This is a genomic window from Thalassobacillus devorans (genome assembly GCF_011761345.1).
Taxonomy (GTDB): Bacteria; Bacillota; Bacilli; order Bacillales; family Halobacillaceae; genus Thalassobacillus; species Thalassobacillus devorans.
In genome coordinates this window covers 1,241,383-1,265,608 of record NZ_JAASRY010000001.1, presented here as the reverse complement: position 1 = coordinate 1,265,608, position 24,226 = coordinate 1,241,383, and the positions used below count along the sequence as shown (strand labels likewise).

Sequence of the window (24,226 nt, the reverse complement as noted above, 5' to 3'; positions counted from 1 at the left end):
AAAAGACGCCTGATTCTCCAGGCGTCTTTTCTATTTATATATTGATTTTTACCTCGCTGTCATCACGCAGTTTCTTTACCAGTTCTGTAATTTGCTCTTGTTCTTTCGTCTGTTTTAATTGTTCCTCTAACTGAGGCTTGGCTTCCTCGAATGAAGGGATCTCCTGTTCTTGATCTGATTGTTCTGCCTGTTCTTCCATCTGTCCGACCATTTTATCATACTCTTCCTGAAGCTCCTGATCAGTGACTTCCGCTTGATCGGTTTGTTCTTCTACATACTTTTCGACCTGTAACTGTTCTTTTATACGAGGTTTAAGTTCTTCTTCAGAAGACATATTATTCACTTCCAGGAATTCCTGCATTTGTTCTTCGGACTCTATTTGGCCTTTAATTTCTTCGTATTGCTTTTCTACTTCCTGATCATCCACGTTAATGCCTGCCTGCTTTGCATATTGTACTAACAGCTCTGAATCTACTAAAGAGTTGACGATGCTTTCCTGTAGTTGTTCTTTATTTTTTTCAACATTCACTCCCATGCCCTCGTATTGTTGTTTCATGGCATTATACTGGTTAGTGAATTGCTCTTTAGATATTTCCTCTCCATTGACTACGGCAACCGGGTCGGGAACATCTTGATCCTCTTCTTCAGCTGTCTCTTGATTTTCTTCCGTTTGGTTTTCTTTTTGGCTGTCATTTTGAGCAGACTGATCGTCTTCTCCGCTGCAGGCAGCGAGAACAAAGACCAACACAAGTCCAAGAATCATCGTCCATACCTTCCTATGCATCTAATCTCTCCTTTGTTGAACGTGATGAAAAATATAACAGGAGTTTAGCACAGCAGCTTCGGGTTGTAAACAAAGGTGCTGTAAGGGGGAGGATGCATAATATACCCATGATATGAATAGGTTGATTAAGAAACAGAAGGAGAGGTGAGAGACGTGTACAATTATGGATATCCTGCTCAGGTAAATTACTACCCAGCCCCTTTCAGGCAACAGCCAAAACAGGCAAGAGCCAGAATTCAGGGAGGTCCATTGGCCGAAGGGTTAACAGGAGATGTCTATTTTTATGAACTCCCGTATGGAGTTGAGGTGTTTATACAGGTGCAAGGGCTTCCTGAATACCAGCCAGGTGAAAATGGAAAAAAGCAAGTAGGCCCTCATGGCTTTCATATCCATGAAAATGGCAGTTGTCAAATCGGAGATGAAAGTGATCCTTTTCAAGCGGCGGGAGGTCATTGGAACCCGGATAACCAGCCCCATGGCAATCATGCAGGTGATTTTCCTGTGCTTTTTTCTAATGAGGGGTTTGCAAGAATGATGTTTTTCACCAGTCGTTTTAAAGTTGATGATGTCATCGGCAAGGCAGTCATTATCCATGAAAGTCCTGATGATTATCAGAGCCAGCCAGCAGGAGATGCTGGTAAACGGCTGGCATGCGGAGTAATTCAGAAAGTGTGAATAAAAATGGAGTGAATTGCATAAAATGGAAGAAGCGGGGGTGGTAAGGAGTTAAACTTGACAAAAATTTCTCACTATAGTAATATAGGTACATACTTTCATTCTTTAAAAGCTGAAAGTTGTAAATGAATGGAAGATCCAAAAGTCACCTGTTACAAAGAGTGATCAACGAGTTGTTGGTACTTTTTATAATATGTGATTTTTTATGAAGTCCATATTAATTTTTAAGAAACATTGGAGGACCAAAAGAATGAAAAATGGTACAGTAAAATGGTTTAACGCAGAAAAAGGTTTCGGTTTCATCGAAGTACAAGGTGAAGACGACGTATTCGTACATTTCAGTGCAATCCAAGGTGAAGGCTTCAAGACGCTTGAAGAAGGCCAGGCAGTTGAGTTTGAAATTACTGAAGGCAACCGTGGACCACAAGCTGCAAATGTAGTTAAACTATAATAGCAGTACAAACATATGAACTGAAAGGGACTGGCTTTATGGAAAGTCAGTCTCTTTTACATAGGTTCCCATTTTTCAAAGGAGGTAGGTTAACAATGGCATTCGGAAAGAAAAATCAAGAAGAAGTAATTAAAGAAGAAACAAAGATTTGGGTTTGCAACTCTGAGGATTGTAACTGCTGGATGAGAGATAACTTCAAAATAGAAGAAACTCCTACCTGTCCGATTTGCAAAAGTGAAATGAGCAAGTCTTCGAAAGTGCTGCAAGTGGTAGATAATAATAGTATTTATTATAAATAAGCTGCAGAAAAGCCACGCTGTGCACCAGCGTGGCTTTTTCATACTGCTTTCCTTAGGAGTTTTGCTTACAGTTATATCTTCTTAAGCATAAGAATGATATAATTCTTCTGATATAAATTTTGAAATATGGAGGATTCCTGAATGATTAATGTACAAAATGTCAGTCTTCGGTTCGGTGACCAGAAATTATTCGAAGACGTAAATATAAAATTCACACCTGGCAACTGCTATGGCCTGATTGGGGCCAACGGAGCCGGGAAGTCGACCTTTTTAAAAATCTTAAGCGGGGAAATCGAAGCGCAGACAGGGGACGTGTCTATGAAACCTGGACAGCGGATGGCTGTATTGAAACAGAACCACTTCGAATATGATGACTATGAAGTGCTGCAGGTAGTAATTATGGGACACACGCGTCTTTATGAGGTGATGGAGGAGAAAAACGCCATCTATATGAAAGCTGATTTTTCAGAGGAGGATGGCATCAAGGCGGCTGAACTTGAAGGCGAATTCGCTGAAATGAATGGTTGGGAAGCAGAATCCGATGCAGCACGTTTATTGAAAGGATTGGGCATTGGAGAAGAACTTCATGGTAAATTGCTGAAGGATCTCAGTGGGTCTGACAAAGTTAAAGTGCTGCTTGCGCAGGCATTATTCGGAAACCCTGATGTTCTTCTGTTAGATGAGCCGACAAACCATCTGGATATCAAAGCAATCCAGTGGCTTGAGGATTTCTTGATCAATTTTGAAAATACGGTTATTGTCGTTTCCCATGACCGACATTTCCTCAATAATGTTTGTACTCATATTGCTGATTTGGACTTTGGTAAAATTCAGATATATGTAGGGAATTATGATTTCTGGTATGAATCCAGTCAACTGGCTCAAAAAATGGCTGCAGAACAGAATAAAAAGAAAGAAGAGAAAATCAATGAATTAAAGGAATTCATTGCCAGGTTCAGTGCGAATGCTTCCAAATCAAAGCAAGCGACTTCAAGGAAGAAACTGTTGGAGAAAATCACCTTGGATGATATTCAGCCTTCATCAAGAAGATATCCATATATCGCTTTCAACGCTGAGAGGGAAATCGGTAATGATCTTCTGGTGGTAGATGGACTATCTAAAACGATAGATGGTGAAAAGGTGTTGAATAACGTCAGTTTCACACTTAATAGAAATGATAAAGTAGCATTTGTCGGCAGTAACGAAATTGCGAAAACGACGCTGTTCCAAATATTAGCCGGGGAAATGGAACCTGACGAGGGCTCTTATAAATGGGGAATTACCACAAGCCAAAGCTACTTTCCAAAGGACAACTCGAAATATTTTGAGGGCTGTGACCTTTCCCTTGTAGAATGGCTGCGTCAATATTCACCAGAAGATGAAACAGAAACTTTCCTCCGTGGTTTCCTTGGACGTATGTTGTTTTCAGGAGAAGAAGCTCTGAAAAAGGCAAGTGTCCTGTCCGGGGGCGAAAAAGTAAGGTGTATGCTGTCTAAAATGATGTTGAGTGGTGCCAATGTGTTAATTCTTGATGAACCGACGAACCATCTGGACTTGGAGTCCATTACTGCATTGAATAATGGTCTGATCAAATTCAAAGGTTCGATATTGTTCTCTTCCCATGACCATCAATTTATCCAAACAATTGCAAATCGCATTATCGAATTGACACCAAACGGCATCGTGGATGAGGAAATGAGTTATGACGAGTATATTCAAGATGCAAAAGTAGAACAAAAATTAAAAGCTTTACAATAAATTGAATGTTAAAATTCAAAATAGTGTTATTGCGATATCGCAATAACACTATTTTTTTGCCTAATTCGACATTGTAATCGCTTTATTTGCCGTTGTAATCTTATTGAGATATTAATGTTATTACTGAAATATAAATGTTACTGTTTTGTTCTTAACATTTATTCCTCATATGTTAAATTAGGGTTTGTAAGCAAAATTAATCCAAATTTTTAAGGAGGTTTTCCTGTGAAGAAAACAGTAGTATCATTAGCAGCCGTAACCACAATCTCTGGTGGGCTAGCAGTACAAGCACAGGCACACGACGGAGATTATGTGGTGAATAAAGGCGACACGCTTTGGGGAATCTCCCAAGAGTATAATCTGACGGTCGAAACATTGAAAGATCTAAATAACTTAAAATCTAATACCATTTATCCTGACGATAAATTGACTGTATCTAATGAAGAAGGTACTCCGGCCGTATCAAGTGCCGATTATTATACTGTTAAATCCGGCGACACACTTTGGGGAATTTCGCAAGATCATGGCGTTTCAGTAAACGAGCTTAAGAAGTGGAACCAAATCTCAACTACGACAATTTACCCTGGAGATCAACTTAGCTTGAAAGGTGCAGTTGAAGAGGAAAGCACAACAGAAACTGAGCAGACAAGCGGCAACGATTCAGCGCCTGAACAGACAAGCAGCAATGAATCAGCTGAAGAAGACAGCAGTACAGAACAAACGTCTCAATCTGCTGAAGGTCAAACTATAAATGTAAGTGCAACAGCTTATACGGCTAATTGTACAGGTTGCTCCGGAGTTACGGCGACCGGCATCGACTTAAACGCAAACCCTGACAAAAAAGTCATCGCAGTCGATCCGAATGTAATTCCTCTAGGTTCTGAAGTTTATGTAGAAGGTTATGGAAGAGCAGTAGCAGGAGATGTTGGCGGTGCCATCAAAGGTAATAAAATCGATATCTTCATGCCTGAACGTTCAGATGCCCTTGAGTTCGGGGTGCAAAACGTAGAAGTTACTATCTTAGACTAATAGATTGAAAGGCTGCCTCTTTAGAGGCGGTCTTTTTTTGGTTTATCTTATATTTTTAAAAAAAGGAATTATTAGATAAGTCAGTCAACTATATTGATTGATAGAAACCTAACATAGTATAATTAGAGTGCGTGTAAGCGGATACAGATATTGCTTACATGACATCAGAGGAGGGGTAATATGAGTGGTATATGGTTAGCGCTTATCGGCGGTATCATATTTTTTCTTGGATATAAATATTATTCCAAGTTCATCGCCGAGAAAATCTACCGGTTGGACCCGAACTATACAACACCAGCCCATCAATATAAAGATGGCGTGGATTTTGTACCAACCAACAAATTTGTATTATGGGGACATCATTTTACGTCCGTAGCAGGAGCAGCACCGATTGTCGGACCGGCAATCGCTGTCTACTGGGGCTGGCTGCCGGCATTGGTATGGGTATTACTAGGTACTGTCTTCGCTGCAGGTGTCCATGACTTTGGTACATTGGTGCTATCTGTAAGAAATAAAGGGCAATCTATCGGTACATTGGCAAATAAACTTATCGGCCAACGTGCGAAAATCTTGTTCTTATTCATCATTTTATTGTTAGTATTGATGGTCAACGCTGTATTTGCCTGGGTTATTGCGAACTTGTTCATTTCATTCCCGGCTAGCGTACTATCTGTATTCATCCAAATTCCATTAGCAATATGGATTGGTTACAGTGTCTACAAGCGAAAAGGAAGTATGCTATTGCCTTCAATAGTTGCACTGGCGGTCATGTATTTGGCAGCGATCGTGGCAAGCTATGTTCCAGCGCTGCAAATCGATCTCGTCCGGTATTTCGGAGGAGAAGGGGCAACTACTCTATTTGGAATGAATGCTACTTCGATGGCGTTTTTAGTCTGGATCGTTGTATTGATGGTTTATGTATATATTGCTTCTACGCTCCCTGTTTGGAAGCTTTTGCAGCCAAGGGATTACATCAACTCCCATCAGTTGATCGTCGGTTTGGGCTTGCTTTACCTGGGCTTGTTGTTCACTAACCCGGAAATCACGGCTCCTGTGACTAACAGCCAGGCGAATGATGTCTCCTGGTTCCCGCTGTTATTTATAACTATTGCCTGTGGTGCCATTTCAGGATTCCACGGTCTGGTTTCATCCGGGACATCTTCTAAACAATTGGATAAAGAAACAGATGCTCGTTTCGTAGGTTACCTGGGCTCTGTCGGAGAAGGTGCGCTTGCCCTGGTCGCGATTATTGCGGTCGTCACTTTCTTCCCTACATCCGGGGAATTCCTAGATACCTATAGTGGATTTGCTGCAGCAAGTGGAGCAGGCTTAGGTGTCTTCATCCAGGGTGCAGGTCAATTGGCAGCAGGTCTCGGCATTCCAGCGGGAGTAGCTGCTACAATCGTTTCTGTTATCGTTGTAAGTTTTGCTGCAACTACCCTTGACTCTTCCGTCCGATTAATGCGTTATATCATTGCGGAACTAGGCACAGAATATAACATTAAGCCGATTACGAAGACACACGTGGCGACTACAATCGCAGTCGCATCCAGTGCTGCCCTCACTTTGATTCCGGAAGGTCCCAATGGTTTCGGTTCTGGGGGTTACCTGTTATGGCCGTTGTTTGGTACTTCCAATCAGCTGTTGGCAGGAATCAGTCTTCTATTAATATCCATCTGGCTGAAGCGTCTGGGAAGGAACTATCTGCCTACGATTATACCGATGGTCTTCCTGATGTTTATGACCTTATGGGCCATGGTTACCCAGGTGTTCACGCAATGGGCTCCCTGGACAGAAGGAAGCGACTGGCTGTTATTCACATTCGGTGCAATCATCCTGATATTCACATTCTGGATTCTACTGACGGCTTTTTCAGCTATCGCTAAAGGAAAGAAAGATCGAATTGAAAGAAGTGCCTAATAATTATAAAAAAGCCGCGCTCACTGGTGCGGCTTTTCCCCTTTCAAGGAGGTGTTCATATGGTCGATATCATTATCATCCGGGCGGAAAAGCTAATAGGCGGGGGCTGATGCGGTGGAATCAGTGATGACGGGCTCATCACCATGAGTGAGGATTTCAAGCATCATGAACAGGACAGAATAGAGATGGGACGCATATACCGGCAGATATTGATTGACTATGGCGATCAAGTGAATATCAATTTTCTTGACCCGCGAAACCTGTTATCCATTGCCGGTTATTTCATTACTCAGGCGAATAAAGGGAATATATCCTGGCTGGAAGGATTGTCCCACTTCTTCCTCCATATCAAATTCAATGCGATCTTTATCGATGGTAAATACCTTAGAGATTCAAACAATTATGATACACTGATTAAAGAAAGGCTATTTAGCTAGGGAGGCGGCATGTATGACAGACAAGAAGTTTTCGTTAAAGCGTCTCTTCGAGTTGTATGACGAGATCCTCAGTCTTCCTCACAAAAACGAGGTTGCCAGAGAGCTCAGGGATGAGGATGACCTATTCCTTTTGCTTGTCTATTCCGACATGCTCGGCATACCGAATCCTGCTTTTTATTATACACTCGAACTTTACCCGTATATCATCGAAAAATTCCACGATTGGCATTTGCGGATGGGGATGGAGAAGTCTCCCCTTGATGGCATCCGCTGCTGTTAATTATTTAGGAAAGGGTCGTTCTGGATGAGTAACCTGGTCAATAAAAAAATAGTATTCATAGGGGGAAAGGGAGGAGTCGGTAAATCGACGACCTCCGCTGCTTTTGCACTGGCATTGGCTGATTCTGGTCACCGGACATTGATTGTATCCACGGACCCTGCTCACAATCTCGGGGATATTTTTCATAAAAAAATCAAACACGAAAAAACAAAACTGACTGAAAATCTCTGGGGCATTGAAGTCGATCCGGAAAGAGAATCGAAACGGTATATTGAAGGGGTAAAAGATAACCTGCAGGGGCTGGTTAAATCCCGGATGGTGGAAGAGGTCCATAGGCAGATAGATATGGCAAGTGCTTCACCAGGAGCTGATGAAGCTGCATTATTCGATCGGCTGATTTCAATTATTCTCGAAGAAGCCGATCAGTTTGATAAAATCATTTTTGATACAGCACCGACAGGTCACACCATTCGTCTACTGACACTTCCGGAATTGATGAGTGTCTGGATTGATGGGATGCTGGAACGAAGGAAAAAAATCAATGATAATTATACACAGTTGCTGAATGACGGCGAACCGGTGGAAGACCCTATCTATGAAATACTGCAAAAAAGGAAGAATAAGTTTGCGAGCGTCCGGGAAATCATCCTGGATGGAAGCAGGACAGGATTTGTTTTCGTTTTGAATCCCGAACGACTGCCAATTCTTGAAACAGAGCAGGCTATCAGGCAGCTGGATAAATACCACCTGCACGTCCGGACACTGGTTGTCAATAAGGTATTGCCGGACCACGCGGATGGAGAATTTCTAGCCAAACGAAGAAAACAGGAACTCAACTACTTAAAACAAATTGAAGGTACTTTTTCTAAACAGGAATTAATCAAAGTCCCTTTATTCGAAGAGGATGTATCCGATATGGAAAAGTTGAAAATATTCGCTGATCATATCCAGCAAAGTATCAAGGAGGAATCGAAATAATGAAAGCAATTATTCATCAAGGCAAAGAAGGACTAGAAGGACTATCCTATCAGGACATGGAGGAAGTGGGCCCTGCACCTGGTAAGGTTAAAGTAAAATTGAAAACAGCGGGATTGAATCGCAGGGACATAGCTGTGACTTCAAGGCATAAACCGGATCAGCCGGCATTGGTACTGGGTTCTGATGGAGCGGGTATAATTGCTGAAGTGGGACAGGGAGTAACCGATGTTCAAGTTGGTGATGAGGTTGTCATCAACCCTGGTCTCGGGTGGAAAGAAAATAGCGATGCTCCGCCGGAAGGGTTTGAGATTATGGGCTTTCCGGATCATGGAACCTTCGGAGAATATGTGGTAGTCCCAAGCGATCATGTCGAGTCTAAGCCTGCCCATCTTTCCTGGGAGGAAGCTGGAGTTCTTCCCCTGGCTGCCTTGACGGCTTATCGTGTAATCTTCACACGCGGAAAAGTGAAAGAGGGAGATACGGTGCTTCTTCCTGGTATAGGGAGTGGAGTCCTGACATTTGCATTGAAATTTGCTAAAGCGCTGGGAGCACGTGTCATTGTAACCTCGAGAAGCGAGGAAAAGCTGGATGCCGCCAAAGAACTTGGAGCTGATCGTGCCATCCCTACGCAAACAGATTGGAACGAAGCGTTGAAAGATGAACAAGTAGATCTTGTAGTGGAAAGTATCGGGCGCGCCACGTTTGATAAATCACTCGTAGCTGTCCGTAAAGGAGGAACCGTTGTAACCTTTGGTGCCACCACAGAAGATGAAGTGGAGATCGACATTCGGAAGTTCTTTTACGGTCAATATAATTTACTAGGATCGACGATGGGGAGTGCAGAAGAATTCAAGGCCATGCTTTCTTTTATCGCCAGGCACGATATTAAACCAGAGGTCGACAGGATGTTTCAGCTGGCAGAATTCAAGGAAGCTTTTGAATATCTCCGTGACACTAAAAATTTCGGTAAAATCGGATTCATTATTGAAAAATAATATAACCCCCATGGCTATTGCATTAGTCATGGGGGTTATTTGTGTCGGTTTTTGTAACAATATAAGAGAATAACTCGAAAATGACAATAATATGAGAAAATTTGTAATAATAAGAAGGAAGCATCAATATTACAGGGGAAGCAGTAACAGGTCAAAAGGAGGAGAACGATGTCAGACGTTAAACGTGCAGTCACGAAGGAAGATATTTTCAACATCCAATCTATCACCGATCCGAAGTGGTCACCGGATGGGAAAGGTATTATTTTCGTTAAAACGAATTTGGAGAAAGATAAAGATACATACATATCTAATTTGTTCTATTATGATAATACGAGTGAACAGGTGACTCAATGGACCTATGGGGAACAAAAAGACATACAGCCCATATGGTCTCCAAAAGGGGACCATCTTGCATTTCTTTCTACAAGAAACAAAGCCAGTCAACTTTTTGTCATCCCTTTAGCGGGAGGGGAAGCAAAACAAGTAACAAACTGTACTAATGGGGTTAGTGAATTTGAATGGTCTCCAGACGGTAAACGTATCGCATTTCAAGGCGCTTTAAAGCCGGATGAATCCTTTGACAGAAAAGCGGATGAAGAACAGGAACCCAATGAAACCAAGCCTGAAGTCAAAGTGATTAGCAGGATGAAATATAAGGGTGATGGCGCAGGCATTCTTTCTGAGGAATACGAGCAAATAGGGATCATTGATTTAGAAACAGAGGAAATCGAACACATTACTAAACCGGGGCATGATTATGGTCTCCTGGCTTGGTCTCCGGATGGTAAGTGTTTAATGTATACAGCTGATGAAGCGGAGAATAAGGATTTTTCGTTTGACAGTGATCTGGTTTTATACGATTTAGAGTCAAAAACCAGCAAGATTATAGAAACCGATAAAGGGTTTGTAACCGACGGGGAGTGGTCTCCGGATGGAAAGAAGTTTGCCTTCGTTTTTCATGGGCAAGTTTATAAAAATGCTTCCCACCCTGATATCCTCGTCTATGATAAAGAAAGCGAAGAGACATTAAATGCGACGAAGGATCTCGATTTTCCCGTAGGAGATTATATGTCAGGTGACATACTACAGGGAGCTAGGATGCCGGGTGTCCAATGGGGAAATGAAGAAACCTTTTATTTTCCTGTCAGTGAATATGGTAACGTTGCTCTTTATGAAGGAAATGACTCGGGTAATATCAAGCAAATCTGGGACGGCCAGCAGCATATCTATGGCTTTGATGTGAGATCAGATAAGGTGGCAGCTACTGTGGCAACGTCTACGGAGCCAGGGGAGCTTTACGTTTATGAGCTCAGTCAACAGGAGAAACAGAAACTGACAAAATATCATGAGGAATGGCTGAGCCAGGTGAAGATTTCAGAGCCAGAAGAATTCGTCTACCGGAGTGTTGACAGTTGGGATGTGCATGGATGGCTGATGAAACCGATTGAGTTTGATGAAACGGAACGTTATCCGTTGATTTATCAAGTTCACGGTGGACCACATGCGATGTATGGCAATACTTTTTTTCATGAAATGCAATGGCTGGCATCCCAGGGCTATGTAGTAGCTTACATTAATCCGCGGGGATCGCATAGTTATCATCAGGAATTTGTCGATGCCGTGAGAGGAGACTACGGCGGTAATGATTATATGGATGTCATGAATGGGCTCGACCACCTGCTGGAGAAATATGAGTTTATTGATGAACAGCGGCTGGGCTTGACCGGAGGAAGTTATGGCGGGTTTATGACCAACTGGATTGTCGGACATACTGACCGATTCAAAGCAGCGGTCACGCAGCGGAGTATTTCCAACTGGATCAGTTTTTACGGGGTGAGTGATATCGGTTATTACTTCAGTGAATGGCAAATCCAAGCGGATCTCCGCAATATTAAGAAATTGTGGGAGCATTCACCCCTTGCCTATGTGGACGAGATAGAAACACCTCTCTTGATAATCCATAGTGAACAGGATTTAAGGTGTCCGATCGAACAGGCAGAACAATTATTTATCGCTTTGAAACGACAGGAGAAAGACACAGAATTTGTCCGGATTCCAGAAGCGGACCATAATTTATCGAGAACGGGGAAGCCATCGTTACGTCTGGAACGGTTGCAGCATTTGCTCCGTTGGTTCGAAGAAAAATTATAAGAATACAAAAGAAGCCGGAGTTCCCGGCTTTTTTTACGTCCTGATTGGACGTTACTTTAACCCTCATTAAAGTCAAACTCCATTTAATTCCACTTAAAACTTAGTAGCAACTCCGAACTGATATAAAAACATCATTAGCAACAAGCTTACAAATCCCGCTTCTATAAAGCAAGTATTATGGGCATTTATTTAATTAGAAATTTAATTTTTTCTTTCATGGGAGTTTTCTACAGACGCTGATATAGACACATAAGGCCTATTGTATTGTAAAATAGAAGGTAAATCTAGTAATAGAGGAAAGAATTATCAATAGATGGGGAGAGGTGTAGAAATGTCACATAAAAATAATCCAAAGAAGTTTGCATTAAACATGACTGCCGCGCAGTTTACAAAGTTTTATATTATGCACCTGCTGCAAGTCCATCCTCCAATGATCAGTGAACAATTCAAGAAAGAATTTAAAAAGCTTACTACAAATTGGATACCGGCTCCATCTACTTTGCTGGATACGTTACATGAGATGACTGAAGAAGGTTTGTTATCGAGAAAGGAAGATTATAAATCTCATGATCGTAAACGGCAGAAAGTCTATTGGTATTCGCTTACTGATAAAGGGAAAGAAGAATTTGATGTGTTAAAGAAACGATACAAATTGTTATTTGAAGAGCAGCTAGACATACTGAATAAGATTATGAAAGAAATATATAAATAAACTTACATCGATGATAAGGGAGCGTCAGCTTTATGCTGCTAAGTGTTCTGGACCAGGCACCGATTTCCAAAGGTTTTACTGCAGAAGATACATTGAAAAATAGTCTCAGATTAGCGAAAAAAGCCGAAGAATTAGGCTATTTCCGATATTGGATGGCCGAGCATCATAATACTAACGGTCTGGCGAGTTCCTCACCGGAAATCATGATTACCAGAATTGCATCAGTTACCGATCATATCCGCGTAGGTTCGGGTGGCGTACTATTGCCTCAGTACAGTCCTTTGAAGGTGGCGGAAAACTTCAAGATGCTAGAAGCACTCTTTCCTGAACGCATTGATCTGGGTTTGGGAAGGTCTCCCGGTGGCTCCCAAAAGACCCGCATGGCATTAACAGACGGGGTTAATAAAACATTAAGTGCTTTTCCCAGGCAAGTGGAAGAGCTGCAGCACTTTCTACAAGGTGATATACCGAAAGATCATCCATCGTTTGGCGTAAAAGCAACACCTAATACTGGCGGAAACCCGGAAATGTGGGTCCTCGGCCTGTCATCGAGGGGTGCTCGGCATGCTGCCAATAATGGAACAGGTTTCACATTTGGCCACTTCATCGATCCAAGCCATGGGGAAGAGGCCATAGAAACCTACACCACATATTTTAAGTCCAACTACCTGTTAGAATCCCCACGTACCAATGTCTGTGTTTTTGTTGTCTGTGCTAGAACTGATGAAGAGGCAGAACAATTGGCCTTAAGCCTGGATATGTGGCTGCTGCAAGTGGAAAAAGGACTGGATACGAGGGTGCCACCCGTAGAAGAAGTGAAAAGACATACGTTCACGCTTAAAGAGATTGAAAAAATTAAAAAGAATCGTAAGCGTATGATCGTCGGTTCTCAAGATACAGTAAAAAGAGAACTATTGCAGTTGCAGGAAATGTATCAAACAGAAGAATTTTTAGTTATAACGAATATATACGATTTTGAAGCTAAGCTAAAATCCTATGAATTACTTGCAGCTATCAACTTTGAATGATGCATGAAATTCCTCCACGTGGGTATGTACCTATAATGATATTTTAGGAGGGCATATTATTTATGGGAGAACGACAGATACCACATACCCCGTCATCTCTTTGGAGAGACTTGCCAATAGAGAGTTTCCCCCCACTGGAAGAGGATATTTCAACTGATGTTACCGTCGTCGGTTCTGGAATCGCTGGAATTACCGCTGCCTATCGGCTGGTTCAATCAGGATTCAGAGTTACGATTGTAGAAGCCGGCCGAGTTTTAGAAGGAACTACTGGCTATACGACCGCCAAACTCTCTGCACAGCACGGTTTGATATACCAACAGTTGCAGAAAACAATAGGGGAGGAGAAAGCGAAGCTATATTACCAGGCGAATATGGCTGCTCTGCAGGCAATTGAGAAAAATATTGAGGTACATCAGATGGACTGCGATTTTTCTTACCAGGATGCTATTGTATTTGGGGAAACAGAAAAAGCTGAAAAATTAATAGAAAAGGAAGCAGAAGTATATGAAAAGCTGGGAATTGACGGGAAGATGACTAGCGATATTGATTTGCCTTTCCCCGTAACTGGAGCTATCCAAATGCATCACCAGGCTCAATTCCATCCAGTTAAATACCTGCTTTCTCTCATGGATTATCTGAGGGAAAATCAAGTCAGCATCTATGAAGATACGCGGGCTGTCGATATTGAAAAAGGAGACAAGCCAAAAATTATCACGGCAGAGGGTCAAACGATTACTTCGAATTATGTTGTCGTTGCTACTCATTTTCCCTTCAAAGATTTCGACGGTCTTTATTTCTCCAGACTTCATGTGGAAAGGTCTTATTCGGTTGCTTTTAAAATAGAACAACCTGTACCGGAAGGCATGTATTTGAATGTAGAGGAACCTAAACGCTCCATAAGAAAGGCACGTGGTACAAATGGTGAATCACTGCTTCTAGTGGGGGGAGAAGGTCATACAAGCGGGCAGAGTGAAGATACATGGCAGCATTACAACAATCTCGCAGACTTTACAAATGAATACTACACCATTCAGGATATTCCTTATCGCTGGTCTTCCCAGGATATGAGTACACTGGACCTTGTACCTTACATTGGATACATTACTTCTAATAATCCAAACATTTATGTTGCGACCGGCTTTGCCAAATGGGGAATGACGCAGGGGACGATTGCAGCTGATGTCATCCATGACCTGATTACAGAACGTAAAAATCCATTCGAGGAGTTATTTTCCCCTTCCAGGTTTCATAAAAGTGCCGGGTTGAAGAGTTTTACCAAAGAAAATGCGGATGTGGCAAAAGAGTTCGTAAAAGGTAAATTGCCTACGAAAGGTAAAAAGAATTTGCGAGATCTTAACTTTGATGAAGGAGCCATCGTAAAGGTGGATGGCAAACGGGCAGGTGCGTATAAAGATAATTCTGGAAAAGTCAGCCTGGTAGATACCACTTGTACTCATATGGGGTGCGATTTGGCTTGGAATAACAGTGAAAGGTCCTGGGATTGTCCCTGCCATGGTTCCCGCTTTACGGTAGAAGGCAATGTGATTGAAGGCCCTGCGACTAGGCCGCTTGAGAAATTATCAAATGACAATAAAAAATAGATGGGATGGTGTCTATGAAATCTGAATTGAGAACAGCTGTTGTTACTGGAGCAGGATCCGGTATCGGAAAAGCAGCCGCTATTAAACTGGCAGAAGAAGGTTATGCAGTCGCTCTAATGGATGTAAAGGAGAACAGGGCAAAAGAAGTACAAGACAAAATTATTTCAGCTGGAGGGCAGGCAGCAGTTTACGATATCGACGTCTCGGATGAGACGCGTGTAAAAGAAGGTCTTGCTGATGTGCATACTCACTGGGGAAGAATAGATGTCGTTTTTGACAATGCCGGTATCAATGGAACGTTTGCCCCCATTGAAGATATGGAAACAGACGATTGGGAACAAACCATTCATACCAACCTAAAAAGCAGTTTCTTATTTGTGAAGCACTCCATCCCTTATATGAAAGAATCGGGAGGAAGCATTATTATTACCAGTTCAATAAATGGCAATCGCACATTCTCGGGAATTGGTATGTCAGCTTATGCGACTTCAAAAGCAGGGCAGGTAGCTTTTATGAAAATGGCAGCACTTGAGCTTGCTCGCTATCAAATTCGTGTGAATGCTATCTGCCCAGGTGCTATCGATACTAATATCGATCAGAATACGGAAAAGGAAAAGAGTTTGGAAAAAGTAGATATTCCAGTTGAATTTCCAGAAGGGGGACAGCCCCTGGAACATAAGCCTGGTTCTCCAGAACAGGTGGCGGATCTTGTATATTTTTTAGCATCAGAGCATTCGAACCATATCACAGGTACAGAGGTTTATATAGATGGTGCAGAGTCACTGTTACGCTAGAGTACTCAACAAGGAGTACTCTTTTTTTCGACAAATGTTTTACTAATTGTTACCAAGGGAAGATGGTTACAGGAAAGCATTTACATACCATAAAAAAGGAGGAAATTATACATGAGTAATGAAAATCGTAAAAATAAACAAATAGAAGAGTTTCGTACCGATGACCGTGATAAAAAAATGACTACCAACCAAGGCACAAAGGTTTCCGAAGACGAATTCTCTTTAAAGGCTGGCGAACGTGGGCCCACGTTAATGGAAGACTTTCATTTCCGTGAAAAGATGACACATTTTGACCATGAACGAATTCCGGAACGTATTGTCCATGCCCGTGGTTTCGCAGCCCATGGGGAGTTCCAGCCGTATGAATCAATGAAAGATTATACAAAAGCTGATTTCTTACAGGATCCATCTAAAAAAACACCAGTATTTGTACGTTTTTCAACGGTGCAAGGCTCTAAAGGTTCTGCGGAAACAGTTCGAGATGCCCGCGGCTTTGCTACGAAATTCTATACGGAAGAAGGAAACTTTGACCTTGTAGGAAATAACATTCCTGTCTTCTTCATTCAAGATGCTATCAAATTCCCTGATTTAGTCCATGCGTTAAAGCCAGAACCACATAATGAAATGCCACAAGGGGCGAGCGCCCATGACACATTCTGGGACTTCATAGCAAATAACCAGGAATCCGCACATATGGTGATGTGGGCGATGTCTGACCGTGCGATCCCTAGAAGTTTCCGTATGATGGAAGGATTCGGTGTGCATACATTCCGTTTCGTCAATGACAAAGGAGAAGCGCATTTTATCAAGTGGCATTGGAAGCCGGTATTGGGTACCCATTCGCTTGTCTGGGATGAAGCGCAAAAGATTTCCGGTAAAGATCCTGATTTCCATCGCGGAGACCTATATGACGCTATTGAAAATGGAGATTACCCAGAGTTTGAACTAGGTGTCCAAATTATCAAAGAGGAAGATGAATTCAATTTTGATTTTGATGTATTGGATCCTACTAAGCTTTGGCCGGAAGAAGACGTACCTGTTAAAAAGATCGGAAAAATGACGTTGAACCGAAATGTCGATAACGTATTTGCTGAAACCGAACAGGTAGCATTCCACCCTGGCCATGTAGTACCTGGTATCGACTTCACTAACGATCCATTGCTGCAAGGTCGACTGTTCTCTTACACGGATACACAGTTAATCCGCCTCGGCGGCCCGAACTTCCATGAGCTTCCGATCAACCGTCCTGTCTGTCCGTTCCATAATAATCAACGGGATGGCTATAATCGTATGACGATTAATAAAGGTCCGGTAGCTTATCACAAAAACTCGATGGCTGATAATACTCCGGCAACATCATCTCCCGAAGAGGGAGGTTTCGAGCATTACCAGGAAAAAGTGGAAGGAAGGAAAGTCCGTAAGCGAAGTGACAGTTTCAAGGATCATTTCTCCCAGGCCACTTTATTTTGGAACAGTATGAGCGACCCGGAAAAAGAACATATCAAGGAGGCTTTCAGTTTTGAACTGGGTAAGCTGTCCAGCGAAGATATCCAGCAGCAAGTGGTTGATATGTTCGCTAATGTAAGTCTGGAATTGGCCCAGGAAGTTGCTGAGAACGTAGGTGTCGAAGTTCCGAAAGAGGGAGGGTCGAACGTCACGAAGGCTTCTCCTGCTTTAAGCCAGGAAAACACAAACAAGCTACCACACACACGGAAAGTAGGTGTTATTGTAGCGGAAGGTTTCAATGGCCAAGAAGTCACTTCAGTAATTGAGGCTTTGAAAAAAGCAGAAGTAGAACCGGAAATCATCAGTAATAAACTTGGAACAATCAAAGGTACAGATGGAGAAGAACTGGAAGCTGACCATACGTTCCTGACTGGTGAGTCCGTTTTATTTGATGCACTATACGCTGCAGGTAGCAAGTCTATGGATAAAAAGTTCCAACAGGATGCTTTATACTTCCTGAAAGAAGCACTTGCTCACTATAAGCCAATCGGTGCTACTCATGAAGGTGTCGATTTGCTGAAGAAAGCTGGAATTGATGATGGTCTAGGTGTTGTCATCAATGACGACCTGAAATCTTATGTGAAAGAATTTGTCGCAGCTATCGCTGAGCACCGTCATTGGGACCGTGAAATCGTATAAATTTTGTGCAGAAGAGAGGGAGGGGGATCCTCCCTCTTGTTTATTCTCCTTTTACATATAAGCAAAGAGTGTGGAACAAACTAACTGTACTTATATGGAGAAGGTGAATAGAATGACATTATTCCAGCTTGGCTATGTAGCTATGAGTAAGATTCTTGAAAATGCCTCACCATCTCAAACGATGACATATAGCCGGTTTCGCACACTATCAGACCAGGAGGCAGCGATCAGACGATTAGAAGCAATCGCCCGCTCCAACTTACATAATACATTACGCTTATTGAAGCACAATGAAGCGCATGACATTAAATTTTTTCGTATGAGTTCCCGGCTTATACCGTTAGCCACCCACGAGGACTTAAGAGGGTGGCGGTATATTACAGCCCTTAAACAAGAATTAAAGGCTATTGGCGATTATGCAAGAGCCTATGATATGCGTGTCGATTTTCACCCGGATCACTTCGTGGTCATCAATACTCCTGAGAAGGAAGTTTTCCAGCGTTCAATGGTTGTATTGAAATATCATTTTTTACTCTTACATGCGATGGGAATCGATCCAACACACCGGTGTGTGTTACATTTAGGCGGTCGATACCAGAACAAAGAGCAAGCGCTGGAAAACTTTATTGAGAATTGGACGCTGGTTCCGTCCAGTCTTCAGAAAATGATCATTCTGGAGAATGATGATAAGTCTTTTACACTTGAAGATTGTCTTTATGTATGTGAAAAACTTAATATTCCGCTTGTGTTTGATCTCCATCACCATTTAGCCAATCACAAGGATGAAAACTGGACAAACCATTGGAATCGAGTCGTTCATACATGGGAACATTCGCCGCTTCCACTTAAAATGCATATTTCCAGTCCGAAAAATGCTAAAATGTTTAAAAGTCATGCGGATTTTATAGATCCTCCGATGTTCCTGGAGTTTATAAAAGGGGTAAATGGAACGGTTCCACATATTGACTGTATGATTGAAGCCAAACAGAAAGATCAGGCTTTATTCCGTTTAATAGAAAATCTAAGTATACGATCTGATATTGAAATGAAGAGTAAAGCTTCTTTTATATGGGTAGATGATTAAATAGAAAAAGTTTTTTCACATAGCCGATTAAGCTATAATGAATATCAGCATAGCTGAGGAAAGGGAAGAAATACAAACTATGAGTAATCTTAAAATCGGTACTATTCAAAACTTGATGGTTAAAAAGAAAAAAACAGAAGGTTTCATCGTGACAGATGGCAGCCAGGAAGTCATGCTGCCAAACGATCAGGCAAGTGAAGATATTGAGCTCGATAAAGAAGCGCAAGTTTTTCTCTATCATGATAAAAAAGGAAATTTATTAGCGACGATGACCATGCCTGAAGTTGATACGGAAACCTATGGATGGGTGGAAGTGGTGGAAGTAGTCAAAAACTTAGGTGTGTTTGTGGATATTGGTATTGAAAAGGAAATGCTAGTATCCATAGATGATCTTCCGCTTTTAGAAAGCGTGTGGCCGAAAGTCGGTGATTGGTTATTCGTGAGTTTGGAAGTAGATAAGAAAGGGCGTCTTCTGGCTAAACCAATAACAGAAGGTGAGGTTCAGGGAGACTTAGAACCTGCTCCTGCTTCTTTATTAAAGAAAGACATCACCGGTCGGATTTATCGCTCAACAAAGGCAGGATCTTTCCTTTTAACAGAGGAAGGTTACCGTGGTTTTATTCATCCGACAGAACGTAAAGAAGAACCACGTGTCGGTGAAACAGTGACTGGCAGGGTGATTGATGTAAAAGAGGATGGATCAATCAATGTTTCTTTGCGACCATTAAAGCAGGAAGGTATGAAAGAAGATGCGGACTTAATTCTTGAGTATTTGATTGAACGCGGAGGGAGCATCCCATTTCATGATAAAAGTGATGCGGATGACATACGTAAAACCTTTCGCATCAGTAAGTCAGCATTCAAACGCGCCATAGGTAAGCTGATGAAAGAAGGAAAAGTAATACAACAGAATGGAAAAACAATCTTGACTGATACAATGAATCAATAGCTGTTTCAAGGCGATGCCCGTTTTTAAAAGGGTATCGCCTTTTTGGTACTTTAAGAATGTTTAATTATGTTAAAGGATTAAAGAATATTAATGTTTGCCGAAATAATGACGGCCGAGTCTCCTAATTAAAAAGATCTTCACAAATAACCAGTACAATGAATATCCTGCCTGTGGGAGGAGGTTGGATAAATGTATAATTATCATGAATATCCAATGTGGGAAGAGGAAGAATGGGAAAGAAATAACGCGGCAGAGGTAAAGGATCTTTGCCAGACCCATAACTATTATTTTGTTCAAGTTCAAATGTCAGATGGTTCATTAGCAGAGGGGATTATCGACGGGACGGATGAAGATAATGTTTACATGCTGGTCCCTGCTGGAGACGACATGGATGAGCAGAGACAATTTGGCTATAGTGGGTTTGGCGGGGGATATGGCGGCTACCCATTTGGCGGAGGATATGGCTATCCGCGAAGATTCCGAAGGTTTCGGAGGTTTCGCTACCCATTTTTCTCTATCCGCCGCTTATTTTTTCCGTTTTTCTATTAAAAAAAGCACGCGCAAAGGAAGGATTTACCTTCTTGCGCGTGCTTTTTTTTACTGAGTCTTTCGTGGATTATGTTCGGCAAATTTAATAAACGTTTTTTCGTCTTCAATTAATCCGCACGATCCGCACTGCACCTTCTTTTCTGGTCCTTTGTAACTTAAGTGGAAGGCATCCAGGTTCTCATCTGTATATTCTTCCATGACGATACCTGTTCCTGGATCCAGTTTGACGTGGGAAGGTACCTGCTGAATCAGATTGAATCTTGAACGGTTGGTTTTACAATTCGGGCACAAGTATGGGTTAGACATGCTGACCACCTCCACCCTTATTGTTTCCAATGGGAAGTGTATTATGAATTATTTTTTCGCTTTTCCATTTCCTCACTGACAACAAAAGCAAGATCATCGTTTCCGAATAGAGAAAGGACTCCAAGTAACGTTTCATCCAGGATGTCTTCCGATTCCTTTTTAGGCACTGTCAATTCCACCGCGTGATTCAGAGCATCATTCTTTGATTGATTTGGATAAGCTCTCTCATAAACCTCTACTGGATCTAACTCATTATTGATGCACCATTGGGCAAACACAAGGATCATCATTTCTTCATCCTGCTGATAATTGCGGATGATTTGTTCTTCCATCTCTTTCTGGTTCATGTAATCAAGCTCCCTTAATCATGGTAGTTTCATTATATCGACTCCTGCAAATACATAACAACTATTTCAACGTCGATAAAAAAAGGAATTTTTGTTCTTAATAGGGAATTAATAAAGATAAGACTTTTAGCAGAAGGGGGAAGTTTGTGAAACAAGTAAAATCAGTATTCATTACAATCTTAACCTTATTTATTGCAGCTCTGGGTATGCCCTTAGACAGCGATGCGAAAGTGCCTGACAGAAAGGTAATCAATTACGTGGCGTTAGGAGACTCATTGGCAGCTGGTTATACACCTGTGAGGGTGGAAAATGGTGGAGTTAAATTGGAAAAGTTGAGAGGATATCCTGAATATATAAAGGAACGTTTCGAGCAATCCAACTATAAAGTAACACTGAAAAATCATAGTGCTCCAAAAGCTACAACTTTCGATTTAGGGAATAAGTTAACAGAAGAAGAGGTAATTAATAATATTGCAAAAGCAGATGCCATTACGATTGATATCGGAGCCAATGATTTGCTTAAACATTTGAACGCTAATGATAGGAGTGGATTATATGAAGCATCGGAAGAAGCCCTAGAAAATATAGATAAGATTCTAGGTATTATTAATGAGGCTTCGGATGCGAAGATTTACGTGATGGGCTATTATAATGCCCTTTGGTCACTTCCTATTGAGGAAGGTACAAAAAATGAATTAATTTCTTTTTTACACCTTTTCAATAATGGGATTAAGGAAGTTACAGAAGAGAAGGGGGGAATTTTTGTTCCCACTTACCAGGCAATTGCAGAGGATTATAAGACCTATCTTCCATACCCTGATATACACTTGAGCCAGGAAGGCTACAAGGCTGTGGCTAAGGAATTCTGGAAGAAAATGACCCCTCGCAAGTTTGGAAGCTGATAGGTTGTAAAGCAGATGGCTGATGCTGTCTGTTTTTTATTTTGTGTAAAATAGCTCCTGTCACAGGTCAACCTGTCTGATGCATAGGCTATCGGAGACATTCAGATTATTACAGGGGGAATAAAGATGTATCCGAATCATTTTCACATGCCATATGCTTATCCATATGTGACGAATCCTTATCAGGCGCCATATGCCCGTTATCCTTACAGCAGCTATTATGGAGGATATCAGACATACCATGATGTGAGACAGCCGGTTCGCGGCCAGGCGACATGGACGGAAGGTGGAACAGTGACCCAGTGTGGTATTCCCTGGTCAGCTAATTTATATATGACAGTAGCAGTCGGGCAGAATTCGCCATACAAATGTGGTGATACATTAAAAGTGAAAAATCTGGCCAATGGCAGAGAAGTGTTAGTGACAGTTGTCGATCAGGTTGCAGGTTATGGAAAAAATAAAGTGAATTTACACAGAAAAGCTTTTGAAACTCTAGGTGCTAACGTAGACTTTGGGGTTATTAATGTAGAAATTTCCACTGGAGTAGAATTAGAAGAAGAAAAGTGGGGGAAATACCTGCTTGAGGTCGTACAATCTGCCTATTCGAACTATGATGTAACAGATTATAGCAGGGTTAGTAAAACAAAACAAAATGCCAACCGAATGAAAGAAACGTATAAGTACGTACTGCGCTCGCCGCAGGAAACTATCACGGTTGAAGGAACGGTGATTTATAATCCAAATACAGATCGCATCATTTCGATGGATTTCAAGGAAGTATAACTAATAATAAAAGAGGTAGGGAAAAGATCCCTATCTCTTTTATTTAGAAAGTTTAAATTTATTGGTTAGCCAAATAGCTAAATAAGTTTCCGGTAATAAGGATATGCTGATTAAACTGTTGCTAAATGGTAACACTTCTAGTATTGTAGGAATGAATGGTTAAAATTGAAATGAGGGTTATAAATGAAACAGTCTATATATGGTATGACATTTGATCAGTTGACTGACTGGCTGATGGAACACGGACATAAAAAGTTTCGTGCATCACAGGTTTGGGACTGGCTATATAACAAACGAGTAAAAAGCTTTTCTGACATGCATAACGTCAACAAGGATTGCATTCAGCTATTGGAAGATAATTTTGTGATTCAGACTTTGCGCGAAGAAGTGAAGCAGGAATCGTCTGACGGAACTATCAAGTTTCTATTCAAGCTGCAGGATGGTAATGTAATTGAAACCGTCTTGATGCGTTTCCATTATGGTTTATCTGTCTGTGTGACGACTCAGGTTGGCTGTAATATCGGCTGTTCCTTCTGTGCAAGTGGTCTTTTGAAGAAAAGCCGCGATCTTACCAGTGGTGAAATCGTCGAGCAAATCATGAATGTGCAGCATGCGTTGGATGATAAGGGACAAGGGGATCGTGTCAGTCATATTGTTGTTATGGGAATCGGTGAACCGTTTGACAACTACGATCATACGATGGATTTCATTCGTATCGTCAACTCCCAAAAGGGACTTGCGATCGGTGCAAGAAAAATCACCGTATCTACCAGTGGCTTAGCAGATAAAATTTATCAATTCGCTGATGAGGATACCCAAGTGAACCTTGCTTTATCTCTGCACGCACCAAATGATGAGTTGCGTACTCGTATTATGAAGGTTAACAAAGCTTATCCATTAGATAAATTAATGCCTGCCATTGATTACTACTTGGAGAAGACCAATCGAAGAATCACTTTTGAATATATCATGCTGAGAGATGTCAATGATCACCAAAAAGAAGCAAAAGAGCTGGCTGAACTGTTGAAAGATAAACGGCATTTATCTTATGTCAACTTGATTCCATACAATCCAGTTGATGATCACTCTTATCAGCGGAGTGAAAAAGAAGCGATTTTAGGTTTTTATGATACGTTGAAGAAAAACGGCATCAACTGTGTGATCCGTCATGAAAATGGAACGGACATTGATGCAGCATGTGGCCAACTTCGAAGCAAACAAGTGAAAAAAGAACGCAAGAAAAAAGCAGAAGCACAATAATAAAAAGTA

Annotated in this window: 25 protein-coding genes; 22 read left to right on the top strand and 3 right to left on the bottom strand. The window is 41.6% G+C overall.

Features of this window, described 5'->3' with window-relative positions:
* Positions 1 to 34: 34 nt before the first annotated feature.
* The gene (locus FHS45_RS06275) at positions 35 to 784 is read right to left on the bottom strand and encodes a SurA N-terminal domain-containing protein (protein WP_062446134.1); all 750 of its coding nucleotides are present in this window, start codon (positions 782 to 784) and stop codon (positions 35 to 37) included.
* A 153-nt stretch (positions 785 to 937) separates the two neighbouring features.
* Between FHS45_RS06275 and FHS45_RS06270 the strand changes: the two genes are divergently transcribed.
* The 19 genes from FHS45_RS06270 (at position 938) to FHS45_RS06180 (ending at position 20,619) form a co-directional block, all read left to right on the top strand.
* Positions 938 to 1,459, top strand: coding sequence for a superoxide dismutase family protein (locus FHS45_RS06270; RefSeq protein WP_062446132.1), 522 nt, complete (start codon positions 938 to 940; stop codon positions 1,457 to 1,459).
* Between the two features lie 250 nt (positions 1,460 to 1,709).
* Complete coding sequence (locus tag FHS45_RS06265; RefSeq protein ID WP_062446130.1) at positions 1,710 to 1,910, top strand: cold-shock protein; 201 nt, start codon at positions 1,710 to 1,712, stop codon at positions 1,908 to 1,910.
* Positions 1,911 to 2,005: 95 nt separating this feature from the next.
* A complete protein-coding gene (locus FHS45_RS06260) occupies positions 2,006 to 2,209 on the top strand; it encodes a cold-shock protein (protein ID WP_062446128.1) in 204 nt (67 codons plus the stop codon).
* Between the two features lie 141 nt (positions 2,210 to 2,350).
* Entirely contained in the window at positions 2,351 to 3,967 is a 1,617-nt protein-coding gene (locus FHS45_RS06255; protein WP_062446126.1) for an ABC-F family ATP-binding cassette domain-containing protein, read from the top strand.
* Positions 3,968 to 4,192: 225 nt separating this feature from the next.
* Entirely contained in the window at positions 4,193 to 4,996 is an 804-nt protein-coding gene (locus FHS45_RS06250) for a 3D domain-containing protein (protein WP_062446124.1), read from the top strand.
* 180 nt (positions 4,997 to 5,176) lie between these two features.
* Entirely contained in the window at positions 5,177 to 6,916 is a 1,740-nt protein-coding gene (locus FHS45_RS06245; protein WP_062446122.1) for a carbon starvation CstA family protein, read from the top strand.
* 143 nt (positions 6,917 to 7,059) lie between these two features.
* Positions 7,060 to 7,353 (top strand): hypothetical protein, encoded by a 294-nt coding sequence (locus FHS45_RS06240; RefSeq protein ID WP_062446120.1) that lies wholly within the window; start codon positions 7,060 to 7,062, stop codon positions 7,351 to 7,353.
* Between the two features lie 13 nt (positions 7,354 to 7,366).
* The gene (locus FHS45_RS06235) at positions 7,367 to 7,633 is read left to right on the top strand and encodes a cory-CC-star protein (RefSeq protein ID WP_062446119.1); all 267 of its coding nucleotides are present in this window, start codon (positions 7,367 to 7,369) and stop codon (positions 7,631 to 7,633) included.
* A gap of 24 nt (positions 7,634 to 7,657) precedes the next feature.
* Positions 7,658 to 8,611, top strand: a complete 954-nt coding sequence (locus FHS45_RS06230) for an ArsA family ATPase (RefSeq protein ID WP_062446117.1) — start codon at positions 7,658 to 7,660, stop codon at positions 8,609 to 8,611.
* Positions 8,611 to 9,606, top strand: a complete 996-nt coding sequence (locus FHS45_RS06225) for a zinc-binding dehydrogenase (protein ID WP_062446115.1) — start codon at positions 8,611 to 8,613, stop codon at positions 9,604 to 9,606. The genes FHS45_RS06230 and FHS45_RS06225 overlap by 1 nt, the downstream gene beginning before the upstream one ends.
* Before the next feature lie 168 nt (positions 9,607 to 9,774).
* Entirely contained in the window at positions 9,775 to 11,757 is a 1,983-nt protein-coding gene (locus tag FHS45_RS06220) for a S9 family peptidase (protein ID WP_062446113.1), read from the top strand.
* A gap of 331 nt (positions 11,758 to 12,088) precedes the next feature.
* Positions 12,089 to 12,469, top strand: coding sequence for a PadR family transcriptional regulator (locus tag FHS45_RS06215; protein WP_062446111.1), 381 nt, complete (start codon positions 12,089 to 12,091; stop codon positions 12,467 to 12,469).
* A gap of 32 nt (positions 12,470 to 12,501) precedes the next feature.
* Entirely contained in the window at positions 12,502 to 13,497 is a 996-nt protein-coding gene (locus tag FHS45_RS06210; RefSeq protein WP_062446109.1) for an LLM class flavin-dependent oxidoreductase, read from the top strand.
* 62 nt (positions 13,498 to 13,559) lie between these two features.
* Positions 13,560 to 15,098 carry an FAD-dependent oxidoreductase gene (locus FHS45_RS06205; protein ID WP_062446107.1) on the top strand — a complete coding sequence of 513 codons (1,539 nt, stop codon included), beginning with the start codon at positions 13,560 to 13,562 and terminating at the stop codon, positions 15,096 to 15,098.
* Positions 15,099 to 15,112: 14 nt separating this feature from the next.
* Positions 15,113 to 15,892, top strand: a complete 780-nt coding sequence (locus tag FHS45_RS06200) for an SDR family oxidoreductase (protein ID WP_082412070.1) — start codon at positions 15,113 to 15,115, stop codon at positions 15,890 to 15,892.
* A 111-nt stretch (positions 15,893 to 16,003) separates the two neighbouring features.
* A complete protein-coding gene (locus tag FHS45_RS06195; protein WP_062446103.1) occupies positions 16,004 to 18,037 on the top strand; it encodes a catalase in 2,034 nt (677 codons plus the stop codon).
* 112 nt (positions 18,038 to 18,149) lie between these two features.
* On the top strand, positions 18,150 to 19,121 hold the full coding sequence (uvsE, locus tag FHS45_RS06190) for a UV DNA damage repair endonuclease UvsE (RefSeq protein WP_062446101.1): 972 nt from the start codon (positions 18,150 to 18,152) through the stop codon (positions 19,119 to 19,121).
* A gap of 79 nt (positions 19,122 to 19,200) precedes the next feature.
* Entirely contained in the window at positions 19,201 to 20,070 is an 870-nt protein-coding gene (locus FHS45_RS06185; RefSeq protein ID WP_062446099.1) for a CvfB family protein, read from the top strand.
* A gap of 189 nt (positions 20,071 to 20,259) precedes the next feature.
* Positions 20,260 to 20,619, top strand: coding sequence for a hypothetical protein (locus tag FHS45_RS06180; RefSeq protein ID WP_062446097.1), 360 nt, complete (start codon positions 20,260 to 20,262; stop codon positions 20,617 to 20,619).
* A 48-nt stretch (positions 20,620 to 20,667) separates the two neighbouring features.
* Here the strand turns inward: FHS45_RS06180 and FHS45_RS06175 are convergent, their stop codons facing one another.
* On the bottom strand, positions 20,668 to 20,925 hold the full coding sequence (locus FHS45_RS06175) for a hypothetical protein (RefSeq protein ID WP_062446095.1): 258 nt from the start codon (positions 20,923 to 20,925) through the stop codon (positions 20,668 to 20,670).
* A 41-nt stretch (positions 20,926 to 20,966) separates the two neighbouring features.
* Positions 20,967 to 21,272, bottom strand: a complete 306-nt coding sequence (locus FHS45_RS06170) for a hypothetical protein (protein ID WP_062446093.1) — start codon at positions 21,270 to 21,272, stop codon at positions 20,967 to 20,969.
* Positions 21,273 to 21,418: 146 nt separating this feature from the next.
* Between FHS45_RS06170 and FHS45_RS06165 the strand changes: the two genes are divergently transcribed.
* From FHS45_RS06165 to rlmN, 3 genes are all read left to right on the top strand, one after another.
* Entirely contained in the window at positions 21,419 to 22,174 is a 756-nt protein-coding gene (locus FHS45_RS06165) for an SGNH/GDSL hydrolase family protein (protein WP_062446091.1), read from the top strand.
* A 126-nt stretch (positions 22,175 to 22,300) separates the two neighbouring features.
* Positions 22,301 to 22,957 carry an RlpA-like double-psi beta-barrel domain-containing protein gene (locus FHS45_RS06160; protein WP_062446089.1) on the top strand — a complete coding sequence of 219 codons (657 nt, stop codon included), beginning with the start codon at positions 22,301 to 22,303 and terminating at the stop codon, positions 22,955 to 22,957.
* Between the two features lie 183 nt (positions 22,958 to 23,140).
* Positions 23,141 to 24,217, top strand: a complete 1,077-nt coding sequence (gene rlmN, locus FHS45_RS06155; protein WP_062446087.1) for a dual-specificity RNA methyltransferase RlmN — start codon at positions 23,141 to 23,143, stop codon at positions 24,215 to 24,217.
* Positions 24,218 to 24,226 lie beyond the last annotated feature (9 nt).

Coding starts and splice junctions, on each gene's coding strand:
- FHS45_RS06275 (WP_062446134.1), bottom strand. CDS start 784: ATGCATAGGAAGGTATGGACGATGATTCTTGGACTTGTGTTGGTCTTT.
- FHS45_RS06265 (WP_062446130.1), top strand. CDS start 1,710: ATGAAAAATGGTACAGTAAAATGGTTTAACGCAGAAAAAGGTTTCGGT.
- FHS45_RS06260 (WP_062446128.1), top strand. CDS start 2,006: ATGGCATTCGGAAAGAAAAATCAAGAAGAAGTAATTAAAGAAGAAACA.
- FHS45_RS06255 (WP_062446126.1), top strand. CDS start 2,351: ATGATTAATGTACAAAATGTCAGTCTTCGGTTCGGTGACCAGAAATTA.
- FHS45_RS06245 (WP_062446122.1), top strand. CDS start 5,177: ATGAGTGGTATATGGTTAGCGCTTATCGGCGGTATCATATTTTTTCTT.
- FHS45_RS06240 (WP_062446120.1), top strand. CDS start 7,060: ATGAGTGAGGATTTCAAGCATCATGAACAGGACAGAATAGAGATGGGA.
- FHS45_RS06235 (WP_062446119.1), top strand. CDS start 7,367: ATGACAGACAAGAAGTTTTCGTTAAAGCGTCTCTTCGAGTTGTATGAC.
- FHS45_RS06230 (WP_062446117.1), top strand. CDS start 7,658: ATGAGTAACCTGGTCAATAAAAAAATAGTATTCATAGGGGGAAAGGGA.
- FHS45_RS06225 (WP_062446115.1), top strand. CDS start 8,611: ATGAAAGCAATTATTCATCAAGGCAAAGAAGGACTAGAAGGACTATCC.
- FHS45_RS06220 (WP_062446113.1), top strand. CDS start 9,775: ATGTCAGACGTTAAACGTGCAGTCACGAAGGAAGATATTTTCAACATC.
- FHS45_RS06215 (WP_062446111.1), top strand. CDS start 12,089: ATGTCACATAAAAATAATCCAAAGAAGTTTGCATTAAACATGACTGCC.
- FHS45_RS06210 (WP_062446109.1), top strand. CDS start 12,502: ATGCTGCTAAGTGTTCTGGACCAGGCACCGATTTCCAAAGGTTTTACT.
- FHS45_RS06205 (WP_062446107.1), top strand. CDS start 13,560: ATGGGAGAACGACAGATACCACATACCCCGTCATCTCTTTGGAGAGAC.
- FHS45_RS06200 (WP_082412070.1), top strand. CDS start 15,113: ATGAAATCTGAATTGAGAACAGCTGTTGTTACTGGAGCAGGATCCGGT.
- FHS45_RS06195 (WP_062446103.1), top strand. CDS start 16,004: ATGAGTAATGAAAATCGTAAAAATAAACAAATAGAAGAGTTTCGTACC.
- uvsE (WP_062446101.1), top strand. CDS start 18,150: ATGACATTATTCCAGCTTGGCTATGTAGCTATGAGTAAGATTCTTGAA.
- FHS45_RS06185 (WP_062446099.1), top strand. CDS start 19,201: ATGAGTAATCTTAAAATCGGTACTATTCAAAACTTGATGGTTAAAAAG.
- FHS45_RS06180 (WP_062446097.1), top strand. CDS start 20,260: ATGTATAATTATCATGAATATCCAATGTGGGAAGAGGAAGAATGGGAA.
- FHS45_RS06175 (WP_062446095.1), bottom strand. CDS start 20,925: ATGTCTAACCCATACTTGTGCCCGAATTGTAAAACCAACCGTTCAAGA.
- FHS45_RS06170 (WP_062446093.1), bottom strand. CDS start 21,272: ATGAACCAGAAAGAGATGGAAGAACAAATCATCCGCAATTATCAGCAG.
- FHS45_RS06160 (WP_062446089.1), top strand. CDS start 22,301: ATGTATCCGAATCATTTTCACATGCCATATGCTTATCCATATGTGACG.
- rlmN (WP_062446087.1), top strand. CDS start 23,141: ATGAAACAGTCTATATATGGTATGACATTTGATCAGTTGACTGACTGG.